27 protein-coding genes are annotated in these 21,728 nt (G+C 68.0%); 11 read left to right on the top strand and 16 right to left on the bottom strand.

The window, feature by feature from the left end; genetic code table 11:
- The first annotated feature begins 177 nt into the window (after positions 1-177).
- The 4 genes from V3391_RS03585 to V3391_RS03570 are packed head-to-tail and all read left to right on the top strand — an operon-like array spanning position 178 to position 3,486.
- Positions 178-468, top strand: a complete 291-nt coding sequence (locus V3391_RS03585) for a DUF4190 domain-containing protein (protein WP_332077030.1) — start codon at positions 178-180, stop codon at positions 466-468.
- Entirely contained in the window at positions 468-1,520 is a 1,053-nt protein-coding gene (locus V3391_RS03580; protein ID WP_332077029.1) for a quinone-dependent dihydroorotate dehydrogenase, read from the top strand. The genes V3391_RS03585 and V3391_RS03580 overlap by 1 nt, the downstream gene beginning before the upstream one ends.
- Before the next feature lie 8 nt (positions 1,521-1,528).
- Entirely contained in the window at positions 1,529-2,560 is a 1,032-nt protein-coding gene (murB, locus tag V3391_RS03575; protein ID WP_332077028.1) for a UDP-N-acetylmuramate dehydrogenase, read from the top strand.
- A 59-nt stretch (positions 2,561-2,619) separates the two neighbouring features.
- On the top strand, positions 2,620-3,486 hold the full coding sequence (locus V3391_RS03570; RefSeq protein WP_332077700.1) for a DMT family transporter: 867 nt from the start codon (positions 2,620-2,622) through the stop codon (positions 3,484-3,486).
- Between the two features lie 113 nt (positions 3,487-3,599).
- On the opposite strand, the gene lolD is transcribed toward V3391_RS03570, so the two are convergent.
- The 9 genes from lolD to V3391_RS03525 all read right to left on the bottom strand — a co-directional run bounded on the left by lolD (position 3,600) and on the right by V3391_RS03525 (position 10,174).
- Positions 3,600-4,331: a lipoprotein-releasing ABC transporter ATP-binding protein LolD gene (gene lolD / locus V3391_RS03565; protein ID WP_332077027.1), complete on the bottom strand. Its 732-nt coding sequence runs from the start codon at positions 4,329-4,331 to the stop codon at positions 3,600-3,602.
- Entirely contained in the window at positions 4,324-5,565 is a 1,242-nt protein-coding gene (locus V3391_RS03560) for a lipoprotein-releasing ABC transporter permease subunit (protein ID WP_232150128.1), read from the bottom strand. Before V3391_RS03560 ends, lolD begins: the two co-directional genes overlap by 8 nt.
- A gap of 69 nt (positions 5,566-5,634) precedes the next feature.
- On the bottom strand, positions 5,635-6,048 hold the full coding sequence (locus tag V3391_RS03555) for a hypothetical protein (RefSeq protein WP_332077026.1): 414 nt from the start codon (positions 6,046-6,048) through the stop codon (positions 5,635-5,637).
- 4 nt (positions 6,049-6,052) lie between these two features.
- The gene (locus tag V3391_RS03550; protein ID WP_332077025.1) at positions 6,053-6,310 is read right to left on the bottom strand and encodes an FAD assembly factor SdhE; all 258 of its coding nucleotides are present in this window, start codon (positions 6,308-6,310) and stop codon (positions 6,053-6,055) included.
- Between the two features lie 208 nt (positions 6,311-6,518).
- The gene (locus V3391_RS03545; RefSeq protein WP_332077024.1) at positions 6,519-7,301 is read right to left on the bottom strand and encodes a succinate dehydrogenase iron-sulfur subunit; all 783 of its coding nucleotides are present in this window, start codon (positions 7,299-7,301) and stop codon (positions 6,519-6,521) included.
- A gap of 14 nt (positions 7,302-7,315) precedes the next feature.
- A complete protein-coding gene (sdhA, locus tag V3391_RS03540; RefSeq protein WP_332077023.1) occupies positions 7,316-9,106 on the bottom strand; it encodes a succinate dehydrogenase flavoprotein subunit in 1,791 nt (596 codons plus the stop codon).
- 7 nt (positions 9,107-9,113) lie between these two features.
- On the bottom strand, positions 9,114-9,533 hold the full coding sequence (sdhD, locus tag V3391_RS03535) for a succinate dehydrogenase, hydrophobic membrane anchor protein (protein WP_232135772.1): 420 nt from the start codon (positions 9,531-9,533) through the stop codon (positions 9,114-9,116).
- Positions 9,530-9,925 (bottom strand): succinate dehydrogenase, cytochrome b556 subunit, encoded by a 396-nt coding sequence (sdhC, locus tag V3391_RS03530; RefSeq protein WP_332077022.1) that lies wholly within the window; start codon positions 9,923-9,925, stop codon positions 9,530-9,532. Before sdhC ends, sdhD begins: the two co-directional genes overlap by 4 nt.
- 81 nt (positions 9,926-10,006) lie before the next feature.
- Positions 10,007-10,174, bottom strand: coding sequence for a DUF1674 domain-containing protein (locus V3391_RS03525; RefSeq protein ID WP_332077021.1), 168 nt, complete (start codon positions 10,172-10,174; stop codon positions 10,007-10,009).
- 25 nt (positions 10,175-10,199) lie between these two features.
- On the opposite strand from V3391_RS03525, the gene ygfZ reads away from it, so the two are divergent.
- Both ygfZ and V3391_RS03515 read left to right on the top strand, forming a co-directional pair.
- Entirely contained in the window at positions 10,200-11,060 is an 861-nt protein-coding gene (gene ygfZ, locus V3391_RS03520; protein ID WP_332077020.1) for a CAF17-like 4Fe-4S cluster assembly/insertion protein YgfZ, read from the top strand.
- A 171-nt stretch (positions 11,061-11,231) separates the two neighbouring features.
- A complete protein-coding gene (locus tag V3391_RS03515; protein ID WP_332077019.1) occupies positions 11,232-11,732 on the top strand; it encodes an OmpA family protein in 501 nt (166 codons plus the stop codon).
- 83 nt (positions 11,733-11,815) lie between these two features.
- On the opposite strand, the gene V3391_RS03510 is transcribed toward V3391_RS03515, so the two are convergent.
- The 5 genes from V3391_RS03510 to V3391_RS03490 form a co-directional block, all read right to left on the bottom strand.
- Positions 11,816-14,086: a thiamine pyrophosphate-dependent enzyme gene (locus V3391_RS03510; protein ID WP_332077018.1), complete on the bottom strand. Its 2,271-nt coding sequence runs from the start codon at positions 14,084-14,086 to the stop codon at positions 11,816-11,818.
- Between the two features lie 10 nt (positions 14,087-14,096).
- The gene (locus V3391_RS03505) at positions 14,097-14,741 is read right to left on the bottom strand and encodes a glutathione S-transferase family protein (RefSeq protein ID WP_332077017.1); all 645 of its coding nucleotides are present in this window, start codon (positions 14,739-14,741) and stop codon (positions 14,097-14,099) included.
- Entirely contained in the window at positions 14,738-15,322 is a 585-nt protein-coding gene (locus tag V3391_RS03500) for a GNAT family N-acetyltransferase (RefSeq protein ID WP_425497190.1), read from the bottom strand. The genes V3391_RS03505 and V3391_RS03500 overlap by 4 nt, the downstream gene beginning before the upstream one ends.
- A 39-nt stretch (positions 15,323-15,361) precedes the next feature.
- Positions 15,362-16,525, bottom strand: a complete 1,164-nt coding sequence (locus V3391_RS03495; RefSeq protein ID WP_332077015.1) for an acyl-CoA dehydrogenase family protein — start codon at positions 16,523-16,525, stop codon at positions 15,362-15,364.
- A gap of 129 nt (positions 16,526-16,654) precedes the next feature.
- Positions 16,655-17,461: a glycine zipper 2TM domain-containing protein gene (locus tag V3391_RS03490; protein WP_332077014.1), complete on the bottom strand. Its 807-nt coding sequence runs from the start codon at positions 17,459-17,461 to the stop codon at positions 16,655-16,657.
- A 173-nt stretch (positions 17,462-17,634) separates the two neighbouring features.
- Here V3391_RS03490 and V3391_RS03485 point away from each other — a divergent pair, with 173 nt between their 5' ends.
- Together V3391_RS03485 and V3391_RS03480 are read left to right on the top strand one after the other, a co-directional pair.
- Complete coding sequence (locus V3391_RS03485) at positions 17,635-17,874, top strand: DUF6116 family protein (RefSeq protein WP_332077013.1); 240 nt, start codon at positions 17,635-17,637, stop codon at positions 17,872-17,874.
- Between the two features lie 8 nt (positions 17,875-17,882).
- Positions 17,883-18,650, top strand: a complete 768-nt coding sequence (locus V3391_RS03480; protein WP_332077012.1) for a TatD family hydrolase — start codon at positions 17,883-17,885, stop codon at positions 18,648-18,650.
- Between the two features lie 9 nt (positions 18,651-18,659).
- On the opposite strand, the gene V3391_RS03475 is transcribed toward V3391_RS03480, so the two are convergent.
- A complete protein-coding gene (locus V3391_RS03475; protein ID WP_332077011.1) occupies positions 18,660-19,463 on the bottom strand; it encodes a tRNA threonylcarbamoyladenosine dehydratase in 804 nt (267 codons plus the stop codon).
- A 79-nt stretch (positions 19,464-19,542) separates the two neighbouring features.
- On the opposite strand from V3391_RS03475, the gene V3391_RS03470 reads away from it, so the two are divergent.
- The gene (locus V3391_RS03470) at positions 19,543-20,004 is read left to right on the top strand and encodes a hypothetical protein (RefSeq protein WP_332077010.1); all 462 of its coding nucleotides are present in this window, start codon (positions 19,543-19,545) and stop codon (positions 20,002-20,004) included.
- A gap of 157 nt (positions 20,005-20,161) precedes the next feature.
- The gene (locus V3391_RS03465; protein ID WP_332077009.1) at positions 20,162-20,647 is read left to right on the top strand and encodes a peptidoglycan-associated outer membrane lipoprotein precursor; all 486 of its coding nucleotides are present in this window, start codon (positions 20,162-20,164) and stop codon (positions 20,645-20,647) included.
- A 68-nt stretch (positions 20,648-20,715) separates the two neighbouring features.
- Here V3391_RS03465 and V3391_RS03460 read toward each other — a convergent pair whose 3' ends face one another.
- Positions 20,716-20,925, bottom strand: coding sequence for a cold-shock protein (locus tag V3391_RS03460; protein WP_332077008.1), 210 nt, complete (start codon positions 20,923-20,925; stop codon positions 20,716-20,718).
- A 273-nt stretch (positions 20,926-21,198) separates the two neighbouring features.
- Between V3391_RS03460 and V3391_RS03455 the strand changes: the two genes are divergently transcribed.
- Positions 21,199-21,699 carry a DUF456 domain-containing protein gene (locus V3391_RS03455; protein WP_232580283.1) on the top strand — a complete coding sequence of 167 codons (501 nt, stop codon included), beginning with the start codon at positions 21,199-21,201 and terminating at the stop codon, positions 21,697-21,699.
- Positions 21,700-21,728 lie beyond the last annotated feature (29 nt).

Below are 21,728 nucleotides of genomic sequence, written 5' to 3'. Positions count from 1 at the left end.
CGATCCGCGGCGCCTGCGTGCTTGCGCGCGACGCCCTGGTGTCTGAATAATCGTGTCTTCCAACGCTTTCCCTGGACCGCCGCCGATGGCGCCGCGAATTCCGGCCTGCATGTCCGCTGCGACGCGCGACCGCGTGTCGGCGTCGCCTGTGTCCGGTCCGGTACGAGGTCCACACACATGAACGCGCCCGTCGCCTTCCGCCAGACCAGTGCGATGGCGATCGTCAGTCTCGTCGCCGGCCTGCTCGGCTGGTCGCTGCTGCCGGTCATCGGCAGCGTCGTCGCGATCGTCACCGGCCACCTGGCCCGCGGCGAGATCCGCCGTCGCCCCGACGCGCTCGAAGGCGATGGCCTCGCGGTCGCGGGGCTGGTGCTCGGCTATCTGATGGTCGCGATGGCGGTCGTCGGGTTTCTGTTCGTCTTCCTGTTCTTCGGCGGCCTGCTGGCCTTCATCGCGGCGGCGTCCTGATGTACGCGAGCGCCCGTCCGCTGCTGTTCCGGCTCGATCCCGAGCGCGCGCACGGGCTCACCCTGACGGCAATGGACGCGTTGCATCGCGTGGGCCTGTCGTCGCTGATCGCGACACCGCCGCAGCCGCTGCCCACCGAAGCCTTCGGCCTGCAGTTTCCGAATCCGGTCGGCCTCGCCGCCGGGCTCGACAAGAACGGCGACCACATCGATGCGCTGTTCGCGCTGGGTTTCGGTTTCGTCGAAATCGGCACGATCACGCCGAAGCCGCAGGACGGCAATCCGAAGCCGCGCATGTTCCGGTTGCCTCGCCACCGCGCGCTGATCAACCGCCTGGGCTTCAACAACCAGGGCGTCGATGCGCTGGTCGCCAACGTGAGCCGCGCGAAGCGCGCCGGCATCCTCGGCATCAACATCGGCAAGAACAAGGACACGCCGAACGAATCGGCGGCCGACGATTACCTGTTCTGCATGGAGCGCGTGTATCCGCTGGCGGACTACATCACCGTCAACATCTCCTCACCCAACACCGCCGGCCTGCGCGAACTGCAGGAAGAGCAGGCGCTGCGCCGTCTGATCGGCACGTTGCGCGACGCGCAGGAGCGACTCGCCGCGCAGCACGGCAAGCGCGTGCCGCTGCTGGTGAAGGTGGCGCCCGATCTGAGCGACGACGATATCGAGGCCGCGGCCCGTGTGCTGTCGGACCTGCACGTCGACGGCGTCATCGCCACCAACACCACGATCTCGCGCATCAGCGTGCAGGACGACCGCCGCGCCGACGAGGCCGGCGGACTGTCCGGCGAGCCGCTGATGAACAAGTCGACCACCGTGCTGCGGATGATGCGCACCCGCCTCGCCAGCGAGATTCCGCTGGTCGGCGTGGGCGGCATCCTGTCGGGCGCCGACGCGGTGAAGAAGATGGCCGCCGGCGCATCGCTGGTGCAGGTGTATTCGGGCCTGGTCTATCGCGGGCCGGCGCTGATCGGCGACTGCGTCGAGGCGATCCGCCGCCGGCGCGAAGCCCCGAGCCGCGGCAACCTGCCCAGCCTCTGATCGCAGTGATGTCCGATTCCTTCCGTCTGCTGCAGCCGGCCGATCTGCGCCCGCGCAACACCTTCGGCGTGGCCGCACGTGCGCGGCGGCTGATCGAGGTGCTCGATGCCGCGGCCCTGCCGCAGGCGCTCGCCGCGCTCGATGCCGACACGCGCCCGCTGGTCATCGGCGGTGGCAGCAATCTGCTGTTCGCGGGCGACGCGGTCGATGCGCTCGCGATCGTCGATGCGCGCCGCAGCGTGGTCTCCGACGACGGCGAGCGCGTCGTCGTGCGCGCCGCCGCCGGCGCCGACTGGCACGGCTTCGTGCTGTGGACGCTGGCGCAGGAACTCGGCGGGCTGGAGAACCTCGCGCTGATTCCGGGCACCGTCGGCGCGGCGCCGATCCAGAACATCGGCGCCTACGGTGTCGAGGTCGGCGAGCACGTGGTCGCGGTCGAAGCCTTCGACCAGGACACGCGCAACTTCGTGCGGCTCGATCGCGACGCCTGCCGCTTCGGCTATCGCGACAGCATCTTCAAGCAGGTGCCCGATCGCTGGATCGTCACTGCCGTCGAGTTCGCTTTGCACCGCTTCGCCGAGCCGGTGCTCGACTACGCCGGCCTGCGCGACGTGCTGTCCGCGCGCGGCATCGGCGCGCCCCGCCCGCTCGACGTTGCCGAAGCGGTCATCGACATCCGGCGCAGCAAGCTGCCCGATCCCGCGGTGATCGGCAACGCCGGCAGTTTCTTCAAGAATCCGATCGTGCCGGCCGCGCAGGCCGCCGCCCTGGTCGCCGCGCATGCGGGCATCCCGGTGTTCGCGGTCGATGAGGGCCTGCGCAAGCTGTCGGCGGCCTGGCTGATCGATCGCTGCGGATGGAAGGGCCATCGCGATGGCGACGCCGGCGTCGCACCCGGCCACGCGCTGGTGCTGGTCAATCACGGCCACGCGCAGGGCACCGAACTGCTGGGCCTGGCGCGACGCATCGCGGCCTCGGTACAGATGCGCTTCGGCGTCGCGCTGGAACCCGAACCCAAGATCGTCGGCGCGGCGTGGTGAACGCACGCGCCCTGCTCCGCTGGCGACCCGCGACCGTACAGGGACAGGCCGCGCTGCTGATGCTCGGCAGCACGTCGGCGTTCGCGCTGATGGCGATCGCGATCCGCTACGCCTCGGCGACGGTGCCGACCACCGAAGTCGCGTTCTTCCGCAACTTCTTCGGCCTGCTCGCGTTGCTGCCGATCCTGCTGCGCAGCGGCACCGGCCTGCCGCGCACGCGCAATCTGGGTCGCTACGTGATCCGCACCGTGGTCGGGCTCGGCTCGATGCTGTGCGCGTTCTGGGCGATCGGCCACCTGCCGCTGTCGCAGGCGATTTCGCTCTCGTATGCGGCGCCGCTGTTCGCGACGATCGCCGCAGTGATCTGGCTCGGCGAGATCGTGCGCATCCGGCGCTGGATGGCGGTCTCCGCCGGCTTTCTCGGCGTGCTGGTGATCCTGCGGCCGGGCGTCGCGTTCTCGGCCGCGATGCTGGTACCGGTGGTCGGCGCCCTGCTCGCGGCGCTGGTCGCGATCCAGATGAAACAGCTCTCGAAGCTGGATCCGCCGGACACGATCGTGTTCTACACCTATCTGCTGTGGGTGCCGCTGTCGCTGGTGCCCGCCCTGTTCCAGTGGGTCTGGCCGAGCCCGACGGTCTGGCTGTGGCTGATCGCGACCGGTGTGCTCGGCACGCTGGGGCAGTGGCTGTGGACGCGCGCGCTGCGCCTGGGCGAGGTGTCCGCGCTGCAGCCGATCAGCTTCGTGCAGTTGCCGATCGTCGTGCTGTTCGGCTGGTGGCTGTTCGGCGAGGTCATCGACATGTGGACCGCGATCGGCGCGGCGATCGTGTTCGGCGCGAACGGCTATATCGCGCACCGCGAGGCGGTGCTGTCGCGCCGCGCGGCTACGCAGCGCCCGGCTGAAGCGGCGAAGCCGAGCGAATAACCGGCAATCCGGGAATGCGTGTTCCGGTGTGGGCGCGGCCCTGGCCGCGATGCCTCACCCGGAACGCCCCGTCGCGGCCGGGCCGCTCCCGGAGCGCAGTCCCGCACGGGAACTCAGACGTCGTCTTTCGCCACTTCGCGCAGCTTGCCCTGGTGCAGTTCCATGACCCGGTCGAGCTTGCGCGCGAGCCGGCGGTCATGCGTCACCAGCACGAGGCTGGTGTGCTGCGCGCGGTTGAGTTCAAGCATCAGCTCGAACACCGTGGCCGCGGTGCGCTCATCGAGATTGCCGGTCGGCTCGTCGCCGAGCACGCAGGCCGGCTTGTTCACCAGCGCACGCGCGACGGCCGCGCGCTGGCGTTCGCCGCCCGACAGTTCGCCCGGCTTGTGGGCGAGGCGATGGCCGAGACCCACGGTCTCCAGCAGATCACGAGAACGCTTCGTCGCATCCGCATCGCTGGCGCCGTTGAGCAGCGCCGGCAGCATGACGTTCTCCAGCGCCGTGAACTCCGGCAGCAGGTGATGGAACTGGTAGACGAAGCCCAGCGACCGGTTGCGCAGGGTGCCGCGCGCCGCGTTCGACAACGCGCTCATCTTCTGGCCGGACACGTACACCTCGCCCGCGGTCGGCGTGTCCAGCCCGCCGAGCAGATGCAGCAAGGTGCTCTTGCCGGCGCCGGACGCGCCGAGGATCGCGACGGTTTCGCCGGCGCGCACCGCGAAGTCCAGACCGTCGAACACCGGTGTGTTCAACTTGCCCTCGGCGTAGGTCTTGCCCAGGCCTTCGGCCGCGAGCACGACGCTGTCGGGCGCGGTCGTAAGTGCAACCGGGATCGTGTCACTCATAGCGCAGCGCCTCCGCCGGTGCCGTGCGCGCCGCGCGCAGCGCCGGATAGATCGTCGCGACGAAGGCCATCACCAGCGCGACGCTGGCGATCATCACCACGTCGCTGACCTGCAGATCGATCGGCAGGCCGGTCACGTAATAGACGTCCTCGGGCATCAGCACGACGCCGAACAGGCGCTCGATCGCGCCGAGGATATGTTCGAGATTGAAGGTCAACAGCAGTCCGCCGGTGATGCCGAGGATCGTGCCGATCACGCCGATCATCGTGCCCTGCACCATGAACACCTGCATGACGCCGCCGGGCGTGAGCCCCAGCGTGCGCAGGATCGCGATATCGGCCTGCTTGTCGGTCACCAGGCTCACCTGAGAGGCGACGAGATTGAACGAGCCCATGACGATGATCAGCGACAGCAGGATGCCGATCATCGTCTTCTCGAGTTTGAGCGCGCGGAACATGTTCGCGTTCTCGATGCTCCAGTCGCTCACCCGGTACACGCCGCCGAGCTTGTGCACGAGATCGCGCGTGACCTGCTGCGCGCGGTCCATGTCGTGCAGTTTCAGACGCACGCCGGTGACGCCGTCGCCGATGCGCAGCAGCCGCTGCGCATCACTGAGATTGACCACGGCCAGGCGCCGGTCGAAGTCCTGGTAGCCGGCCTCGAAGATGCCGCTGACCGTGAAGCGCTTGAGCTGCGGCACCGCGCCCATCGGCGTGACCTGGAAATCGGTGGTGACGATGACGCTGTCGCCGACGCCCACGCCCAGCCACAGCGCGAGTTCGCGCCCGAGCACGATGTTGAACGTGCCCGGCTGCAGATCCTCGAGCTTGCCGATGACCATCGACGTGGTGAGGTCGGACACCTGCGCCTCGTCCTCGGGCACGATCGCGCGTACCGCGGCCGGCTCGTTGCGACGGCCGCGCAGCAGCGCCTGCGTGTCGACGTAGGGCGCGGCGCCGGCAACGCGGGGATCCTCGCGCGCGACGTCGACCGCGCGCTGCCAGTTCGACAGCGTGTCGCCGTCGGCGCTGATCGTCGCGTGCGCGACCATGCCGAGCATGCGGTCGCGGATTTCCTTCTGGAAGCCGCTCATCACCGCGAGCGTCGTGATCAGCACGGTCACGCCGATGGCGATGCCGAGGATCGAGGCCAGCGAGATGAAGGAGATGAAGCCGTTGCGCCGCTTGGCCCTGAGATAACGCAGGCCGATGGCGGCAGGAATGGGTCTGAGCATGGACGTCCGGTCATGGGGGCCGCGGCGTCCGCGGCCGCCGGGCCGGTACGCCGCCCGCCCGGGGCCCCGCTATGGTGCCATCGAATCCGGTGTCGGTCGCGTCACGAGCGCGGATGCGGCCAGACGGAGTTCACGTCGCGCCGGTGGCGGCAGCGTATCGGGCCACCACAGCAGCCGACGCGCGCGGCGCCCGTCGCGCCAGCGCAGGATCGCCAGCGGTCCGCGCCATTCGAGTTGCGGGGTGTCGAGCACGGCGTCATCGAGGTGCGCGGCGCCTGCGGCATCGATGACGAGCGCGCGTATCGGCGCGCGGCGCTCGACGGCGATGCGGTGCCCGGTCGCGGCGACGACCAGCGGCATCGCGCAGACGGTCGCGATCATCGGCAGTTCGGACAGCCACAACGCGATGCACGCACAGAAGCCGATCGACGCGAGCGCGGCCTGCAGCACGATCGAAGGCCGCCACACCAGCCGCAGCGGCAAGGGCTCAGCCGGGCGGGAGCTGCCGGATCGACTGTACGAGGGTGTCGAGCTGCGCATCGTCAGAACGCTCATGGCCGAGGAACCACTTCCAGAGCCTATCGTCCTCGCAATCCAGCAGCCGTCGGAAAACCTCGCGCTCGGCCTCGGTGGACGTCGCCCAGCAACGGTCGAGCCAGCGCTCGAACAGCCGGTCGAGTTCGCGCATGCCACGCCGGCTGCGCCAGCGCAGGCGGCGGAGTTCGGTGGCGTCGTCGTAGGTCATGCGTTTTCTGATCCCTGACAGGCGACGCTCTAACCCGTCATCCCGGCGAACGCCGGAATCCAGGGTCTCTGCTTCGCGATAAACGGTATCCGGGAACGCCCAAGACGCTGGATTCCGGCGTTCGCCGGAACGACGGACAGGTATTGCGACAGAAGTCGGCGGCGCCTTACGCCCGGTCGATGCATCGCACCGACCAGGCGCCTGCCGATCAGCCGCGACGCGCCAGCATCAGCTGCTTGATCTCGCCGATCGCCTTCGCCGGGTTCAGACCCTTCGGGCAGGTCCGGGCGCAGTTCATGATCGTGTGGCAGCGATAGAGCTTGAACGGATCTTCCAGATCGTCCAGACGCGCACCGGTGTCCTCGTCGCGGCTGTCGATGATCCAGCGGTAGGCCTGCAGCAACACGGCCGGGCCGAGGTACCGCTCGCCGTTCCACCAGTAGCTCGGGCAGCTGGTCGAGCAGCAGGCGCACAGGATGCACTCGTACAGGCCGTCGAGCTTGGCGCGGTCTTCCTTGGACTGCAGGCGCTCGCGGTCCGGCGGCGCCGCGCTCTGCGTGCGGATCCACGGCTGGATCGACGCGTACTGCGCATAGAAGTGGGTCAGGTCCGGCACCAGATCCTTGACCACTTCCATGTGCGGCAGCGGGTAGATCGGCACCTCGGCCTTCTTGCAGTCCTCGATCGCGCGGGTGCAGGCCAGCGTGTTCGTGCCGTCGATGTTCATCGCGCACGAACCGCAGATGCCCTCGCGGCACGAGCGGCGGAAGGTCAGCGTCGGATCGATCTCGTTCTTGATCTTGATCAGCGCGTCGAGAACCATCGGACCGCACTTGTCGAGATCGATCTCGTAAGTGTCCGTCGACGGATTGCGGCCGTCATCGGGGTTCCAGCGATAGACCTTGAAAGTGCGCGTGCGCTTGGCGCCCGGGGCCGGGAAGTGCCGGCCCTGCTGCACCTTGGAATTCTTCGGAAGCGAAAATTCTGCCATCTGGGTTCCCCGGCTCAGTAAACGCGTGCTTTCGGCGGCACGACTTCGACTTCGTCGTCGAGCGTGTACATGTGCACCGGGCGGTAATCGATCTGCGTGTTGCCGGCATTGTCGGCCCAGCACAGCGTGTGCTTGTGCCAGTTCTCGTCGTCACGGTCCGGGAAGTCCTCGTGCGCGTGCGCGCCGCGGGATTCCTTGCGGTTCTCGGCCGAGACGATGGTCACCAGCGCCTGGCCCAGCAGGTTCTGCAGTTCCATGGTCTCGATCAGATCCGAGTTCCACACCATCGAGCGGTCGCTGACCTTGACGTCGGCGAACGAGGCGTGGATCTCGCGGATCTTGTCGACGCCCTCGGCCAGCGTCTTGCTGGTGCGGAACACCGCGGCGTCGTTCTGCATCGTGCGCTGCATGTTGTCGCGGATCACCGAGGTCGGCGTGCTGCCGCTGGCGTTGCGCAGACCGTCGAGGTTCGACAGCGCCTTGTCGCAGGCGTCCTTAGCAAGCGGCTTGTGACGCGCGCCCGGCGTGATCGTCTCGGCGCAGCGGTTGGCCACCGCGCGACCGAACACCACCAGGTCGAGCAGCGAATTCGAACCCAGACGGTTGGCGCCGTGGACCGACACGCAGGCGGCTTCGCCGATCGCGTACAGGCCCGGGACCACCGCATCCGGATTGCCGTCCTTCAACTGCACGACTTCGCCGTGGTAGTTGGTCGGGATGCCGCCCATGTTGTAGTGGACGGTCGGAATCACCGGAATCGGCTGCTTCTCGACGTCGACGCCGGCGAAGATCTTGGCGCTTTCGGCGATGCCCGGCAGCTTCTCGTGGATTTCCTTCGGGTCGAGATGGGTCAGATCCAGATGGATGTGATCCTTGTGCTCGCCGACGCCGCGGCCTTCGCGGATTTCCATCGTCATCGAACGCGACACGACGTCGCGCGAGGCGAGATCCTTGGCATTCGGTGCGTAGCGCTCCATGAAACGCTCGCCACTGGCGTTGCGCAGGATGCCGCCTTCGCCGCGCACGCCTTCGGTGATCAGGCAGCCCGCGCCGTAGATGCCGGTCGGGTGGAACTGCACGAACTCCATGTCCTGCAGACCGAGGCCGGCGCGCAGCGCCATGCCGCCACCGTCGCCGGTGCAGGTGTGCGCGGAGGTCGCGGAGAAGTACGCGCGGCCATAGCCGCCGGTCGCCAGCACCACGCCCTGGGCACGGAACAGATGCAATGTGCCCTCGGCCATGTCGAGTGCGAGCACGCCGCGGCAGGCGCCGTCCTCGTCCATGATCAGGTCGAGCGCGAAGTACTCGATGAAGAAGCGCGCATCATGCGCGAGCGACTGCTGGTAGAGCGTGTGCAGGATCGCGTGGCCGGTGCGGTCGGCCGCGGCGCAGGTGCGCTGGGCGATGCCCTTGCCGTACTCGGTGGTCATGCCGCCGAACGGGCGCTGGTAGATCTTGCCCTCTTCGGTGCGCGAGAACGGCACGCCCTGGTGCTCGAGCTCGATGATCGCGGGGATGGCCTCGCGGCACATGTACTGGATGGCGTCCTGGTCGCCCAGCCAGTCGGAGCCCTTGATCGTGTCGTAGAAGTGGTAGCGCCAGTCGTCGTCGCCCATGTTGCCGAGCGCGGCGGAAATGCCGCCCTGCGCCGCCACCGTGTGCGAGCGCGTCGGGAAGACCTTGGTCAGACATGCGGTCTGCAGGCCCTTGTGGGCCAGGCCGAAGGTCGCGCGCAGGCCGGCGCCGCCGGCGCCGACGACGATCATGTCGTAGGTGTGTTCGGTGATCTTGTAAGCGTTGGTCATGTGGTTCTCAGCCCAGCAGTGCGATGCGCGCAATCGCGTACAGCGATGCGAGCGCGCCAGCGGCGCAGGCGAATGTGACGAGGAGCTGGAGGCTGACCTCCAGCGCGCGCTGGTGGATGTAATCCTCGATCACCACCTGCAGGCCGAGCTTGGCGTGCCAGAACATCGCGATGGCAAACAGCGCGAACGCGATCGCGTTGAACGGACGCGCGATGACGGTCTGCACGGTGACGAGGTCGGCGCCGGCCAGCGACACCAGCGTGCCGATGAACCACGCGACCAGCGGCACCAGCGCCACGGCGGTGACACGCTGCCACCAGAAATGACCGGTACCGGTCTTGCCCGATCCGAGACCGCGTGCGCGACCGACCGGGGTACGGAAATCAGGCCGCTGCACGGCCTGGTCCGGCGTCTTGGACTCGCTCATGCGCCACCCCGCAATGCAATGAACCAGATCACGGCCGTCAGCACGACGGCCAGGGTGATCACGGTGTAACCGGAGCGATAGACCTCCGGCAGTTCGAAGCCCATGCCCGCATCCCACATCAGATGGCGGATGCCGTTGAGCAGGTGGTAGACCAGCGCGAAGGAGAACGCGACGAGTGCAAGCGTGCCCAGCGGCGAACCGAGGCAGGCCGATGCGCTCGCGTAGGCGTCGCCGCCCTTCGCGACCGCCAGCAACCACCAGGCGAGGCCGAATGCACCGACCGAGGCGATGATGCCGGTGACCCGGTGCATCAGGGACATCACCGATGTGATCTGCAGGCGATACAGCGTGCCGAGCATGAACGGTGACAGGGGACGGTTACGGTGTGCCATCGTTGTGGTGCTCTCCTCGCTGGCGGCGTCTCGCCGCGTGGCTGGTATTGCGGATCCGCCCGCCAGACACGACGTGACGGATCAAAAGTCGATGCAACGACCGTTCTTTTCCCAGTCGCCATACCGCGTGGGATCGAGGCCGTCGCGGCCTCCGATCTCTTCTGCGGGCGGCGATGCCGGAACAGGCATTTCCGCAGGCGTCGGCGACGGTGTGTCCGTCTGCTCGCCTATGATGTCCGGATTGGTCATTCGTTCAATTTTAGTTCCCACAGGCATGTCAGACAAGCTGCAATCCACGCCCGCGACTGCATTCGCGCTTCCGGACATCGCATCGTTGACGCTGCGCGGACGCGATTGCATCGCATTCGTGCAAGCGCAGTTCATGAGCGACGTCGCCGCGCTCGGCGACGGACAGTGGCAGTGGAGCGGTTGGTTGACCCCGAAGGGCCGCGTGATCGCCCTGTTCGCCGTGCTCCGCCACAGCGCAGAGCAACTCGATCTCATCGTGCTCGATGCCGACGTGAATGCATTGGCGACATCGCTGAAACGCTACGTCTTCCGCAGCAAGGTCTCGATCGAGGTGCCGGACGACCTGTCTGCATCGGGGCGGTTCGCAGTGCCGTCGATTGCACAGGGCGCGACCGCGGCGATCGGGACCACCGGCATCGAGCTGGACGTCGGCACGACGGCCGCACCGCGCACGCTGGTGCTGGGCCAGGCCGCGTCCGGCATCGCGCACGATGCCGAAGCGCAGCTGCGCTGGCGGGCGTTCGACATCGCCCACGGCCTGCCCCGCCTCGACGCCGACCAGCGCGAACAGTGGACACCGCAGCAGCTGTCGCTGGAACGCCTGCGCGCTTTCAGCGTCGCCAAAGGCTGCTACCCGGGACAGGAGATCGTCGCGCGAACGCATTTCCTCGGACAGGCGAAACGCGGCCTGGCTGTCCTGCGCAGCGCTGCCGGCGCCGCGCCGGGCGACGACGTACGGGCCGGCGAGCAGGCGCTGGGCAAGGTCGTGTCCGTGGCCGGTGATCTCGCGCTGGCGGTGCTGCCGCTCGAGCGGCCCGGCGCACCGCTGCAGATCGGCGCGATCGATGCCGTCGACGCACCGCTGCTGGACGGCCTCGCCCGCTGATCCCACGGGTGTCTTCCGGCCCACCGTGACTGCCATCCGGCCGTCGTGATCCGGCTGCTATGCTCGGCCGCGACAGGGGGCGCACGCGCCCGGGGGAATGTCGAAGCCGTCGCCGCACGGGCCGCAGCCGGTGTGGCGACATGGATCTGGGGAAGCATCCAAGGGGTCGTCATGAAGCACAGTTCGCTGTCCGCGGCATTCGCCGCGTCCGTAGTCGCGTGTGTACTCGCCGCCTGCGCCAGTTCAAAGCCGGTACAACCGCCACCGCCGCCACCGCCGCCACCCGAGCCCACCGCGTTCGTCGAACAGCTCGATGCCGATGGTCTGTTCGCGTTCGGCAAGGCCGACATCCGCGACATCAGCCCCGCGGGCCGTGCGGCGCTCGATGCCCTCGCCGGCCGCCTGTCCGGACGCACGCTCGATATCGTCCACGTGATCGGTCACAGCGACCGCATCGGCAACCCGCAGGGCAACCTGCGCCTGTCGAACCGCCGCGCCGAAGCCGTGCGCGGTTATCTGGTCGAACATGGCGTGCCGTCGGACCGCATCACCGCGGTGGGTCGCGGCGACGTCGAGCCGGTGACCGAATGCAAGTCCGAACGTGGTCAGGCGCTGATCACCTGCCTGGCGCCGAACCGGCGCGTGGAAGTGCGGGTGCGTCTGGCGGACTGATCCGAGGGATGCGCGGACCGCCCCTCGCCCGCATGCGGAGGGGGCGGTTCCACGCCCGTGTCGCATCGCCTGGACGGGATCCCTCACACCATCGTCAATGCCGCCGCGACGATGTCCGCCTCCGACGGAATCACCAGGAACGCCGCGCCCGCCAGCGGTGTGAAGGTGTCGGCGCCCACCACGCGCCGCAGCGGCGTGTCGCCGAAGCCCGCTTCCGCGATCGCGGTGACGATGCCCTCGCCCACGCCCGCGCTGCGCCGCCCCTCGTCGACCACCAGCACACGTGCGCATTCGCCCACGTGGCGGGCGATCTCGCCTTCGTTGAGCGGCAGCAGCCAGCGCAGGTCGACCACCCGCACCTTCCAGCCGCGCTCGGCCTCGATCAGCCGCGCCGCGCGCAGGCTCATCGGCACGCCGTTGCCGAAGGTCAGCACGACGAGATCGGTGGCTGCCGCGTCGTAGACCCGCGCTTCGCCGAACGTCATCGCCTGGTCCGGCGGCGGATACGCCGTCGACCAGGCACCGTCGCCCGCGGCGTACAGATCCTTGGTCATGTACAGCGCGATCGGTTCGAGGAACAGGCAGACACGACCATCGACCTTCGCCATCGCAGTGAGCGTGCGCAGCATCGTGGCCGCGTCGTCGCCGCGCGAGGGACAGCCGACGACGATGCCGGGAATGTCGCGCAGGGCCGCGACCGAATTGTCGTTGTGGAAATGCCCGCCGAAGCCGCGCTGGTAACCCAGCGATGCGATGCGCACGACCATCGGATTGCGGTACTGGCCATTGCTGAAGAACTGCAGGCTCGCGGCCTCGCCGCGGATCTGGTCACCGGCGTTGTGGAAATACGCGAGGTACTGGATTTCGGGCAGCGCGAGCATGCCCATGTTGGCAAAACCTTGGGCCAGACCGAGAATCGTCGTTTCGTCGAGCAGCGTATTGAACACGCGCCGTCCGCCGAAGGTTTTCTGCAGGCCCTTGGTGACGGTGTAGACACCGCCCTTCTGCGCGACGTCCTCGCCGAACAGCAGCGCTTCGGGATATTTCGCGAACAGGTCGTGCAGTGCCTGGTTGATCTGCACCGCCAGATGCTTCGGCGGTTGGCCTTCGGGCAATGCAGCCTCGCTGCCGAAGGCCGCGATGCGCGCTTCGGCATCCGGCTCACGTGTCGCTTCGGCGTGGACCTGCTCGGGCGAATACGGCGCGAGCGGTGCCATGACCTCGTCGAGTCGCGTCAGCCGCGGCCGGCTGTCAGCATCTTCAGCGGCGGCAAAACAGCGCACGCGCATGGCTTCGTACAGTTCCAGCAGCTCGCTTTTGGACAGCAGTCCCGATTCGAGCGCGATCGCCGCGCTGCGCAGCAGCGGATCGCTGGCCTCGACCGCGCACAGTTCCGCCAGCGCGCGCCATTCGATCTCGAAGTCGGTGCCGGCGTGGCCCATCAGCCGGCTCGTGCGCAGATGCAGAAAGGTCGGCCGTCGCGTGCGCCGGCAATGCGCGACGGCGCGTTCGACGTCGCCGTAGCCGGCGGCCAGATCCAGTCCGTCGGCCGCGAAATAGTCGAGATCGGGCCGGTGCGCGAAGTTGCGCGCGATCCAGCCCTCCGGCGTCTTCACCGAAATGCCGATGCCGTTGTCCTCGCAGACGAACAGCACCGGTGCCGGGAGTTTCTGATACGCGGTGTACGCTGCAGCGTTGAACGCGGTCTGCGCGGTCGCGTGGTTGCTCGACGCATCGCCGAACGAGCACACGACGATGCTGTCGGCGGGCACCGGCAACACATGCCCAATGCGGCGCGCATGTTCGACCGCGATCGCGGTGCCGAGCGCCTTGGGCAGGTGCGAGGCGATGGTCGAGGTCTGCGGCAGCACCCACAGCGGTTTGCTGCCCCAGACCTTGTGGCGGCCGCCGCTGGCCGGATCGTCCGCGCTCGCGGCAAACGACAGCGCCGAGTCCATCACCGGATCCATGCCCGGCACCTTGCGGAAACGTTCGGCCATGAAGCCGCCGCTGCGGTAGTGCAGGAACGCCGGATCGGTATGCCGCGTGGCGCGCGCGACCATCGCATTGCCTTCGTGGCCACTGGAACCGATCGTGTAGAAGACCTTGTTCTGCACGCGCAGCACGCGCGCCATCAGATCGAGATGACGGCTGATCAGCTGCGACTCGAACAATTCGCGAAAGCTGCGCGCGTCGAGCGCGCTGCCGGCGAGGATCGCCGCGTCGTCGGCCGGCGCCGCATCACGCGGGCCATCCCATTCGCGGACGAACTGCTGGAAATTCGCGTCGCAGATCTCGGCGCGGTTGAGGCCCTTCATACGGGCCGGGATCGGATCGGGAACGACTGCGAACATCGAGTCACCTTCAGTCCGGGGCCGCGAGCCTCGCGGCGTTGACCGGCGCGGGCGCCGGCATGTCTATGAAACCGGGCGTGCCGCGGACGCGCGCGAGCCAGTCGCGCAGCGCCGGATACGGGGCCAGGTCGAAGCCGCCGTCAGGCGCGACGGCGGTGTAGGCGAACAGCGCGATGTCGGCGACGCCGTAGACGCCGCCGGAAAACCATGCCGCGCCGCCGGCGAGATGACCGTCCATGACCACCAGCGCACGGTGGCCACGCGCCTGCAGCGCAGGCAGTTCCGCGCGGCGCGGCGAGTCGGCGTCGGTCCAGCCGCGGATGAACCGCGCGACCGCGATCGCCGGCTCGTGGCTGTACTGCTCGAAGAACATCCAGCGCAGCGCCTGCGCGTGCTGCCAGGGATCGCCCGGCAGCCACGGCGTGCCGGCGGCGAGAAAACACAGGATCGCGTTCGATTCGACCAGCACGCGGCCGTCGTCGAGTTCCAGCATCGGCACCTGGCCGTTCGGATTCTTCGCCAGATACGCCGGCGTGCGCGTTTCGCCGCGACTGCTGTCGGTCTCGATCCACGTATACGGCCGGCCCAGCTGCTCCAGCAGCAGGCGCACCTTGTGGCAGTTGCCGGACGGCGAGTAGCCGTACACGACGGTCATGCGCGGGTCGCCCGGGCCGCCTGCCACTGCGCGCGCGTCTGGCCCCATATCTCCACCGGGTTGCCGTCGAACGGCGCGGGCAGCAGACCCATGCGCAGGAAGCGCGAACCCAGCTTCTCCGCGACGCGCTTGGAACCGGCATTGGCCCGGTCGATGGTGTGGATCACCTGGTCCCAGTCCAGCGTGTCGAACGCCCAGTCGATCGTCGCGGCGGCCGCTTCCGGCCCGTAGCCCTGCCCCCACGATGCGCGCCGCAGACTCCAGCCCACCTCGGTGCCCGGCCAGCCGAACGGCTGCCACGGGCCGACGCGGCCGATCCAGTCGCCACTGGCTTTCTCGATCACCGAGAACATGCCGAATCCCAGCAACTGCCAGCTGCCTACCAGTCCCGCGAGGCTGCGCCACGCCACCGGCGGCGGCTGCACGCCACCGAGGTGACGCATGGTCTCCTCGTCACCGGAAAAGTCGGCATAGGGCTCGAAATCCTCACGCCGCGGCAGGCGCAGGATCAGGCGTTCGGTTTCGAGCTGGACATCCGGATACGACACGTCATGTCTCCTGGAACGTCGTGGCGGCAGCATTGGGTCCGGGCGTGCGCACCACGCCCGGCTGCCGCGATCTCAGAACGCGTTGATGCCGGTCAGCTCACGCCCGACCACCAGCTGGTGCACGGTCTCCGTGCCCTCGTAGGTGATCACCGATTCGAGATTGAGCGCGTGCCGGATGGGGCTGTGTTCGGTGGTGATGCCGGCGCCGCCGAGCAGGTCACGCGCCTCACGTGCGATGTCGATCGCCATGCGGCAGTTGTTCCACTTCGCCAGCGACACCTGCGTCGGCTGCATGGTGCCGGCGTCCTTCAGACGGCCGAGCTGCAGCGACAGTAGCTGCGCGCTGGTGATGCGCCGCGCCCAGTCGGCCAGCTTGAGCTGCGCACTCTGCGTCGCCGCCACCGGACGCTCGAACAGGATGCGTTCCTTGGAGTAGTTCAGGGCTTCATCGAGACACGCGATCGCCGCGCCGATCGGCCCCCAGGTGATGCCGTAGCGCGCCTGCGTCAGGCAGCCCAGCGGGCCTTTGAGTCCCTTGACGTTCGGCAGGCGGTTCGCCTCGGGCACGCGCACGCCGTCGAAGTACAGCGCGCTGGTCACGGACGCGCGCAGGCTCATCTTGTGCTTGATCTCCTGCGCGGTGAAACCGGCGAAATCCCGCTCGACGAGAAACCCCTGGATGCCGTCTTCGGTCTGCGCCCAGACGATCGCGACGTGGGCCAGATTCCCGTTGGTGATCCACATCTTCGAGCCGTTGAGCACCCAGTCGTCGCCGTCGCGTTTCGCGTGGGTCTTCATGTTCGCCGGGTCGGAGCCGCCGTGCGCTTCGGTCAACCCGAAGCAGCCGATGACCTCGCCCTTGGCCATGTCCGGCAGCCAACGCCGGCGCTGCGCCTCGCTGCCGTAGGCGAAGATCGGATACATGCACAGCGAGGACTGCACGCTGGCGAAGCTGCGCAGCCCGGAGTCGCCGCGTTCGAGCTCCTGACAGATGAGGCCGTAGCTGACCGAGTTGAGTCCGGCGCAGCCGTACTCCTCCGGCAGCGTGGCGCCGAGCAGGCCGAGGCCGGCCATCTCGGGAATCAACTCATTCGGGAAACGTGCCTGGTCGAAGCAGTCGCCGATGATCGGCAGTACGCGCTCGTCGGTGAAACGCGCCACCGCGTCCTGCACCGCGCGTTCCTCGTCGGACAGCAGCGAACGCACGTCGTACAGGTCGTAGGGATGCAGGGCCATGGCGGATCGTCCCGGAGGGTGATCGGCCGATTGTATCGGCGGCAACGCTCGCGTGCCGAGCCGTACCCCGGACGTGCGAAGGGCCGGCATTCGCCGGCCCTCCGGGTCACGCGATCAGACGATGGCGCGTTACTGGCGTGCCGCCGACGACGTCTCGGCCGACGTGTCCAGCGCCGCCGTCATGATGCGGCCGTTGATGACCGGCAGACGCTCTTCCGGGCGCTCGTCCATGCGGATCGTGCGCTCGGTGCCGTCGTAGACGTAGGTCACGTCATAACCGACCGTGCGCTCTTCATCACCCAGCAGGATGCGGTTGCCGGGCTTGGCGTCGGTACGCATCGAACCGGTGGTGCCATCCGGATTGCGATAGCTCACGTTGTAGGCGACGACGCGCGAGGACTGCGAGGAGTCCTGGACGGTGCGGCACTGGCGGTCGACGCGTTCGACGACGCGACCACCGACGTGGTTGCGGTCGACACGGTTGCCGACGAAGCCGCCTGCAGTCGCACCGGCAGCGGTCGCCAGCTTGCGGCCGTTGCCGCTGCCGATCTGGTTGCCGACGAGGCCACCGACCAGCGCACCGACGACGGTGCCGCCGACGTTGCCGTCGCGCTCGGGCAGACGCTCCTGCACCACGACGTCCTCACAGACCTCGCGCGGCGAGCTGCTGGTCATGGTCTCGCGGATCGGCTCGCTGCCGAGCACCGTCGCATAGAGCTGTCCGGTCTCGGTGATCGGGCGGACGTCGACGACATCCGCATAGTCGAGCGCATCGCGCGCGTCGCCGACGGGTTCACCGGTCTTCGCGTCGATGGCGCCAGCGACGTCCGCACCTGCGATCGGGCCGGCCGCGTCGCGGCTGTTGTGATACGCACCGACGGCCACACCACCCACGAGCAGGGATGCCAATGCAATCGCGATCGTGTTGCTCTTCATCGCTCTCTCCTTTCGACCTGGACGGCCTGTTTCGTTCTTGGTGCCGATTGCAGCATCCACATGCTGAACAGCCGCCGGAAATTGGCCCGCCAGGCTGACGATCCGCTAAACCGGGGTTGCGGAATGGCGTGCTAGCGTCCATCTGCTGTCTGTCATCCGCCCCGGAGCCTGCCGTGCGCAATGTCCTGTCCGCCCCGCTCATCGCCTGGCTGTCGCGGCTGAGCTATCCGCGCATCTTCATGGTCACCGCCGTGTTGTTCGGGGTGAACCTGCTGATTCCCGATCCGATCATCCTGGTGGACGAGGTGCTGCTCGGTCTGGCGACCGTGATGCTGGCCAAGCGCAAGCGCACGCCCAAGCCGGGCGACGAAGCGCCGCGTCCGCCGCTCGATGGTGAGGCGCGCCGCTCCTGAACACCGCGATGCTGGTCGACAGCCACTGCCACCTCGACGCACCGGAATTCGATCACGATCGCGACGCCGTGGTGACGCGGGCGCGGCAGGCGGGCATCGCGCATCAGGTGGTGCCGGCGACGCATGCGGAGGCGTGGCCGAAGCTGCGCGAGGTCTGCGCGGCCGCGCCCGGCCTGCACGCGACCTACGGCCTGCATCCGACATTCCTGTCCCATCACCGGCCCGGGCACCTCGATGCACTCGCCGACTGGGTGGACCGCGAACGACCGGTCGCCATCGGCGAGTGCGGGCTCGATCATTTCGTCGCGGGTCTCGATGCCGACGCGCAGTTGCACTATTTCGAAGGCCAGTTGCGGCTCGCGCATGCGCGCGATCTGCCGGTGATCGTGCATGCACGACGCGCGGTCGAAGAGACCATCGGCCTGCTGCGTCGCTTCGACGGTCTGCGCGGTGTGGTCCACAGCTTCAGCGGCAGCCCCGAGCAGGCTGCGCAGCTGTGGAAGATCGGATTCCTGATCGGACTCGGCGGACCGCTGACCTATGACCGCGCGAAGCGCCTGCATCGCGTGGTCAAGGACATGCCGCTTGAACAGCTGCTGCTCGAGACCGATGCGCCCGACCAGCCCGACGCCGAGCACCGCGGGCAGCGCAACGAGCCATCGCGACTCACGCGCATCCGTGACGTGGTGGCGCAGCTGCGCGGCATCCCGCCTGATGAAGTCGCCGCGCAGACCTCACGCAATGCGCTGGCGCTGTTCCGGATCGCAGCGGACTGAAACGCCCGCTCAGGCAGCGACTTCGGCCGAAGGCTTGAGCAGCAGCTCGATCGCGCGGCCCACGGCCGCGAACGCGAAGGCGCCGGTGATATGCGTCGCCGCGCCCAGCCCGCTGCCGCAATCGAGGTTCAATGCCGCGTCCGGGCCCAACTGCGGGCGGATGCCACAGACCGTGCCGTCCGCCTGCGGATAGCGCACGTTCTCCAGCGAATAGATCGCCGACACGCCGAAATAGCGCTTGGGCGTCTTCGGGAAATTGAACTCCGCGCGCAGCTTCTTGCGGATCAACGCGAGCATCGCGTCGTGCTCGGTACGCGACAGATCGCGCACGCGCACCAGGGTCGGATCGATGCGACCACCGGCGGCGCCGACGGTGATCACCGGCAACTTGCGGCGACGGCACCAGGCGATCAGTTCGACCTTGCTGCGGAAGCTGTCGCAGGCATCGATGACGAGATCGAAACCGCCGCCCAGCATGTCTTCGAGATTGGTCGGCGTCACGAAGGCCTGCACGGCATGCAGTTCCATCGACGGATTGATCGCCCGGCAGCGCTCGGCCATCGCCTCTGCCTTGTTGCGACCGTATTGCCCCGCGAGCGCGGGCAGCTGGCGGTTGGTGTTCGACACGCAGATGTCGTCGGCATCGATCAGCGTCAGTGCACCCACCCCGGTGCGCGCCAGCGCTTCGGCGACCCACGAGCCGACGCCGCCCAGACCGACCACCGCGACGTGCCGCTGCAGCAGGCGCGTGACGCTGCCCTGCCCGTACAGCCGTTCGATACCGGAAAATCGTGCGCGTGCGTCTTCGTCCATGTGCACAGTTTAACGGCGGCGGGCGTCGCACGACCGCGTGCTAAGGTCGCGCCGCCCAGCGCCCCGCCAGGAATCCGCGATGTCCACGACGCCTCCGACTGCGACACAACCCCGTCCGCCGTCCTCGGCGGCTGGCTATCTCGTGGTGTTCGCCATCGGCCTGCTCGTCGGCCTCGTGGTCGTCGTGGTGTTGCTGCGCACACTCGATGCCCGCAAGACCTGGCAGGACCGGTATCCCACCGCGCTGATGCAGCTCTACCAGGCGCAGATGGCGCAGCTGTCCGGGACCCTGGCGTCGAACCGTTGCGCATCGAGCGACGTCCTGCCCCACCTGCAGACGATGCGCGCGCTGTCGAACGATCTCGAGGCGGCGTTCCCCGACCTGCGCGACCACCGCGGCTTCGTCGCCCATGCCGCCGGCACGCGTCGCACCCTCGATGCGGCGCTCGCGACACCGCCGGCGGACTGCGCCGGATTGCGCACGACGATCGACGCGATCGGCGAGACCTGCGGCGCCTGCCATCAGGACATGCGCGGCTGATCCGGACAGCGCGATCCGACTGAACGGGCGCTGCATGTTTCCGCGAGACATTGGGGAATTGCTGCGGCATTCACGCGGCACTGCCTAGCGTTGCCGCGTCGGGTCCAGACACCCGCGCTCCCTACACATGCTGCAAACGCAACCGGAGGTTAGCCCCATGAAGACTGGTCTGATCGGAACCGCCGCACTGGCCGCATCCATCGCTCTCGCCGGCTGCGCGACCTCGCCCGGCTACGGCAGCGGCTACGGCAACAGCGGGTATGGCAACAGCGGCTACGGCCGTCCTGCGAACTGCTACGACTGCGGCACCGTCACGCGGATCGAAACCATCCGCGGCAACAACAATCCCAACATCGCCGGCCCGCTGATCGGTGGCGTCGTGGGCGCCGTCGCCGCGAAGGAGCTCGCACGTCGCAACACCGACAGCGAGGGCCGTCGCAATGTGGCGATCGGCGCGGGCGCGGTCGGCGGCGCGCTGGCCGGCAATGCGATCCAGAACCGCACCGAGGGCGGTGGCACCCACTACAACGTCCACGTCCGCATGCAGGATGGTCGCACTACCGTGCTCTCGCAGAGCGACATCGGCGGTCTGCGCGAAGGTTCGAACGTGCGCGTGCAGAACGGCCAGGCCTACGCCTACTGACCGGCCGGCAACAGCACAAGAAAAAACCCGGCGCACGCCGGGTTTTTTCTGGCTCGAATCCGTCGGGATCAGAGCGGCGTGACAGCGTCCGCCTGCAGACCCTTCTGGCCCTGCACGACCTCGAACGAGACCTGCTGGCCTTCCTGCAGCGACTTGAAGCCGGTGCCCTGGATGGCGCGGAAGTGCACGAACACGTCTTCACCGCTTTCGCGGCTGATGAAGCCGAAACCCTTCGCGTCGTTGAACCACTTGACGGTACCGTTTTCGCGATTTGCCATGTTGCTCTCTCTCCCTGGAACGATTCGATAGCTGATCGATGGAACGCCGGATGCGGCGGCTGGTTGCAAGGAGAACACGGGTGCGACGATGCAGCGGACCGGGTGGGACGAGCCAACACGAATCTACTTCACGCAGGGTCACGGTTCACGGTGACCTTGACAAACACAGCGATCGCAAAGTACCCCGCTGTTTATGAAAATGCAATCCGGGCTCACCCCATCTTTTCGCGACCGCTGGAACCGGGTTGCGACGCCGTTCCGAGGAGCTGCAACGTGGACCTGAGCGCCCTGTTCTATGTGCTCGCGGCACTGCTCGTTCTGGTCGGTCTGGCCGGTGTCGTACTGCCTGCATTGCCGGGCGTGCCCTTGATGTTCGCCGGCATGCTGCTTGCCGCATGGGCGGATGGCTTCGAGCGCATCGGCGTCTGGTCGCTGGTCACGCTGGGCGTGCTGACGGCGGTTTCGTTCGTGGTCGACTTCTGGGCGACGGCGGTCGGGGCGAAACGGGTTGGTGCCAGCCGGCTCGCACTCGTCGGCACGATCGTCGGCACCTTCGTCGGTCTGTTCTTCGGCTTGCCGGGACTGTTCGCCGGCCCCTTCGTCGGCGCCGTCATCGGCGAACTGATCAGCCGTCGCGATCTGAGGCCCGGCGGGCTGGGCCAGGCGACGCGCGTCGGCGTCGGTACGTGGATCGGCATCGCGATCGGCGTCGCGCTCAAGCTCGCACTCGCGGTGTTGATGCTCGCGGTCTTCGCATTCGCCTGGTGGTGGTGAGTGCACTATCGTCGCGCTCCAGTCCACGA

Source organism: Luteimonas flava, assembly GCF_036584485.1.
Lineage (GTDB): Bacteria > Pseudomonadota > Gammaproteobacteria > Xanthomonadales > Xanthomonadaceae > Luteimonas > Luteimonas flava.
This window is presented reverse-complemented; position numbering and strand designations above follow the sequence as displayed.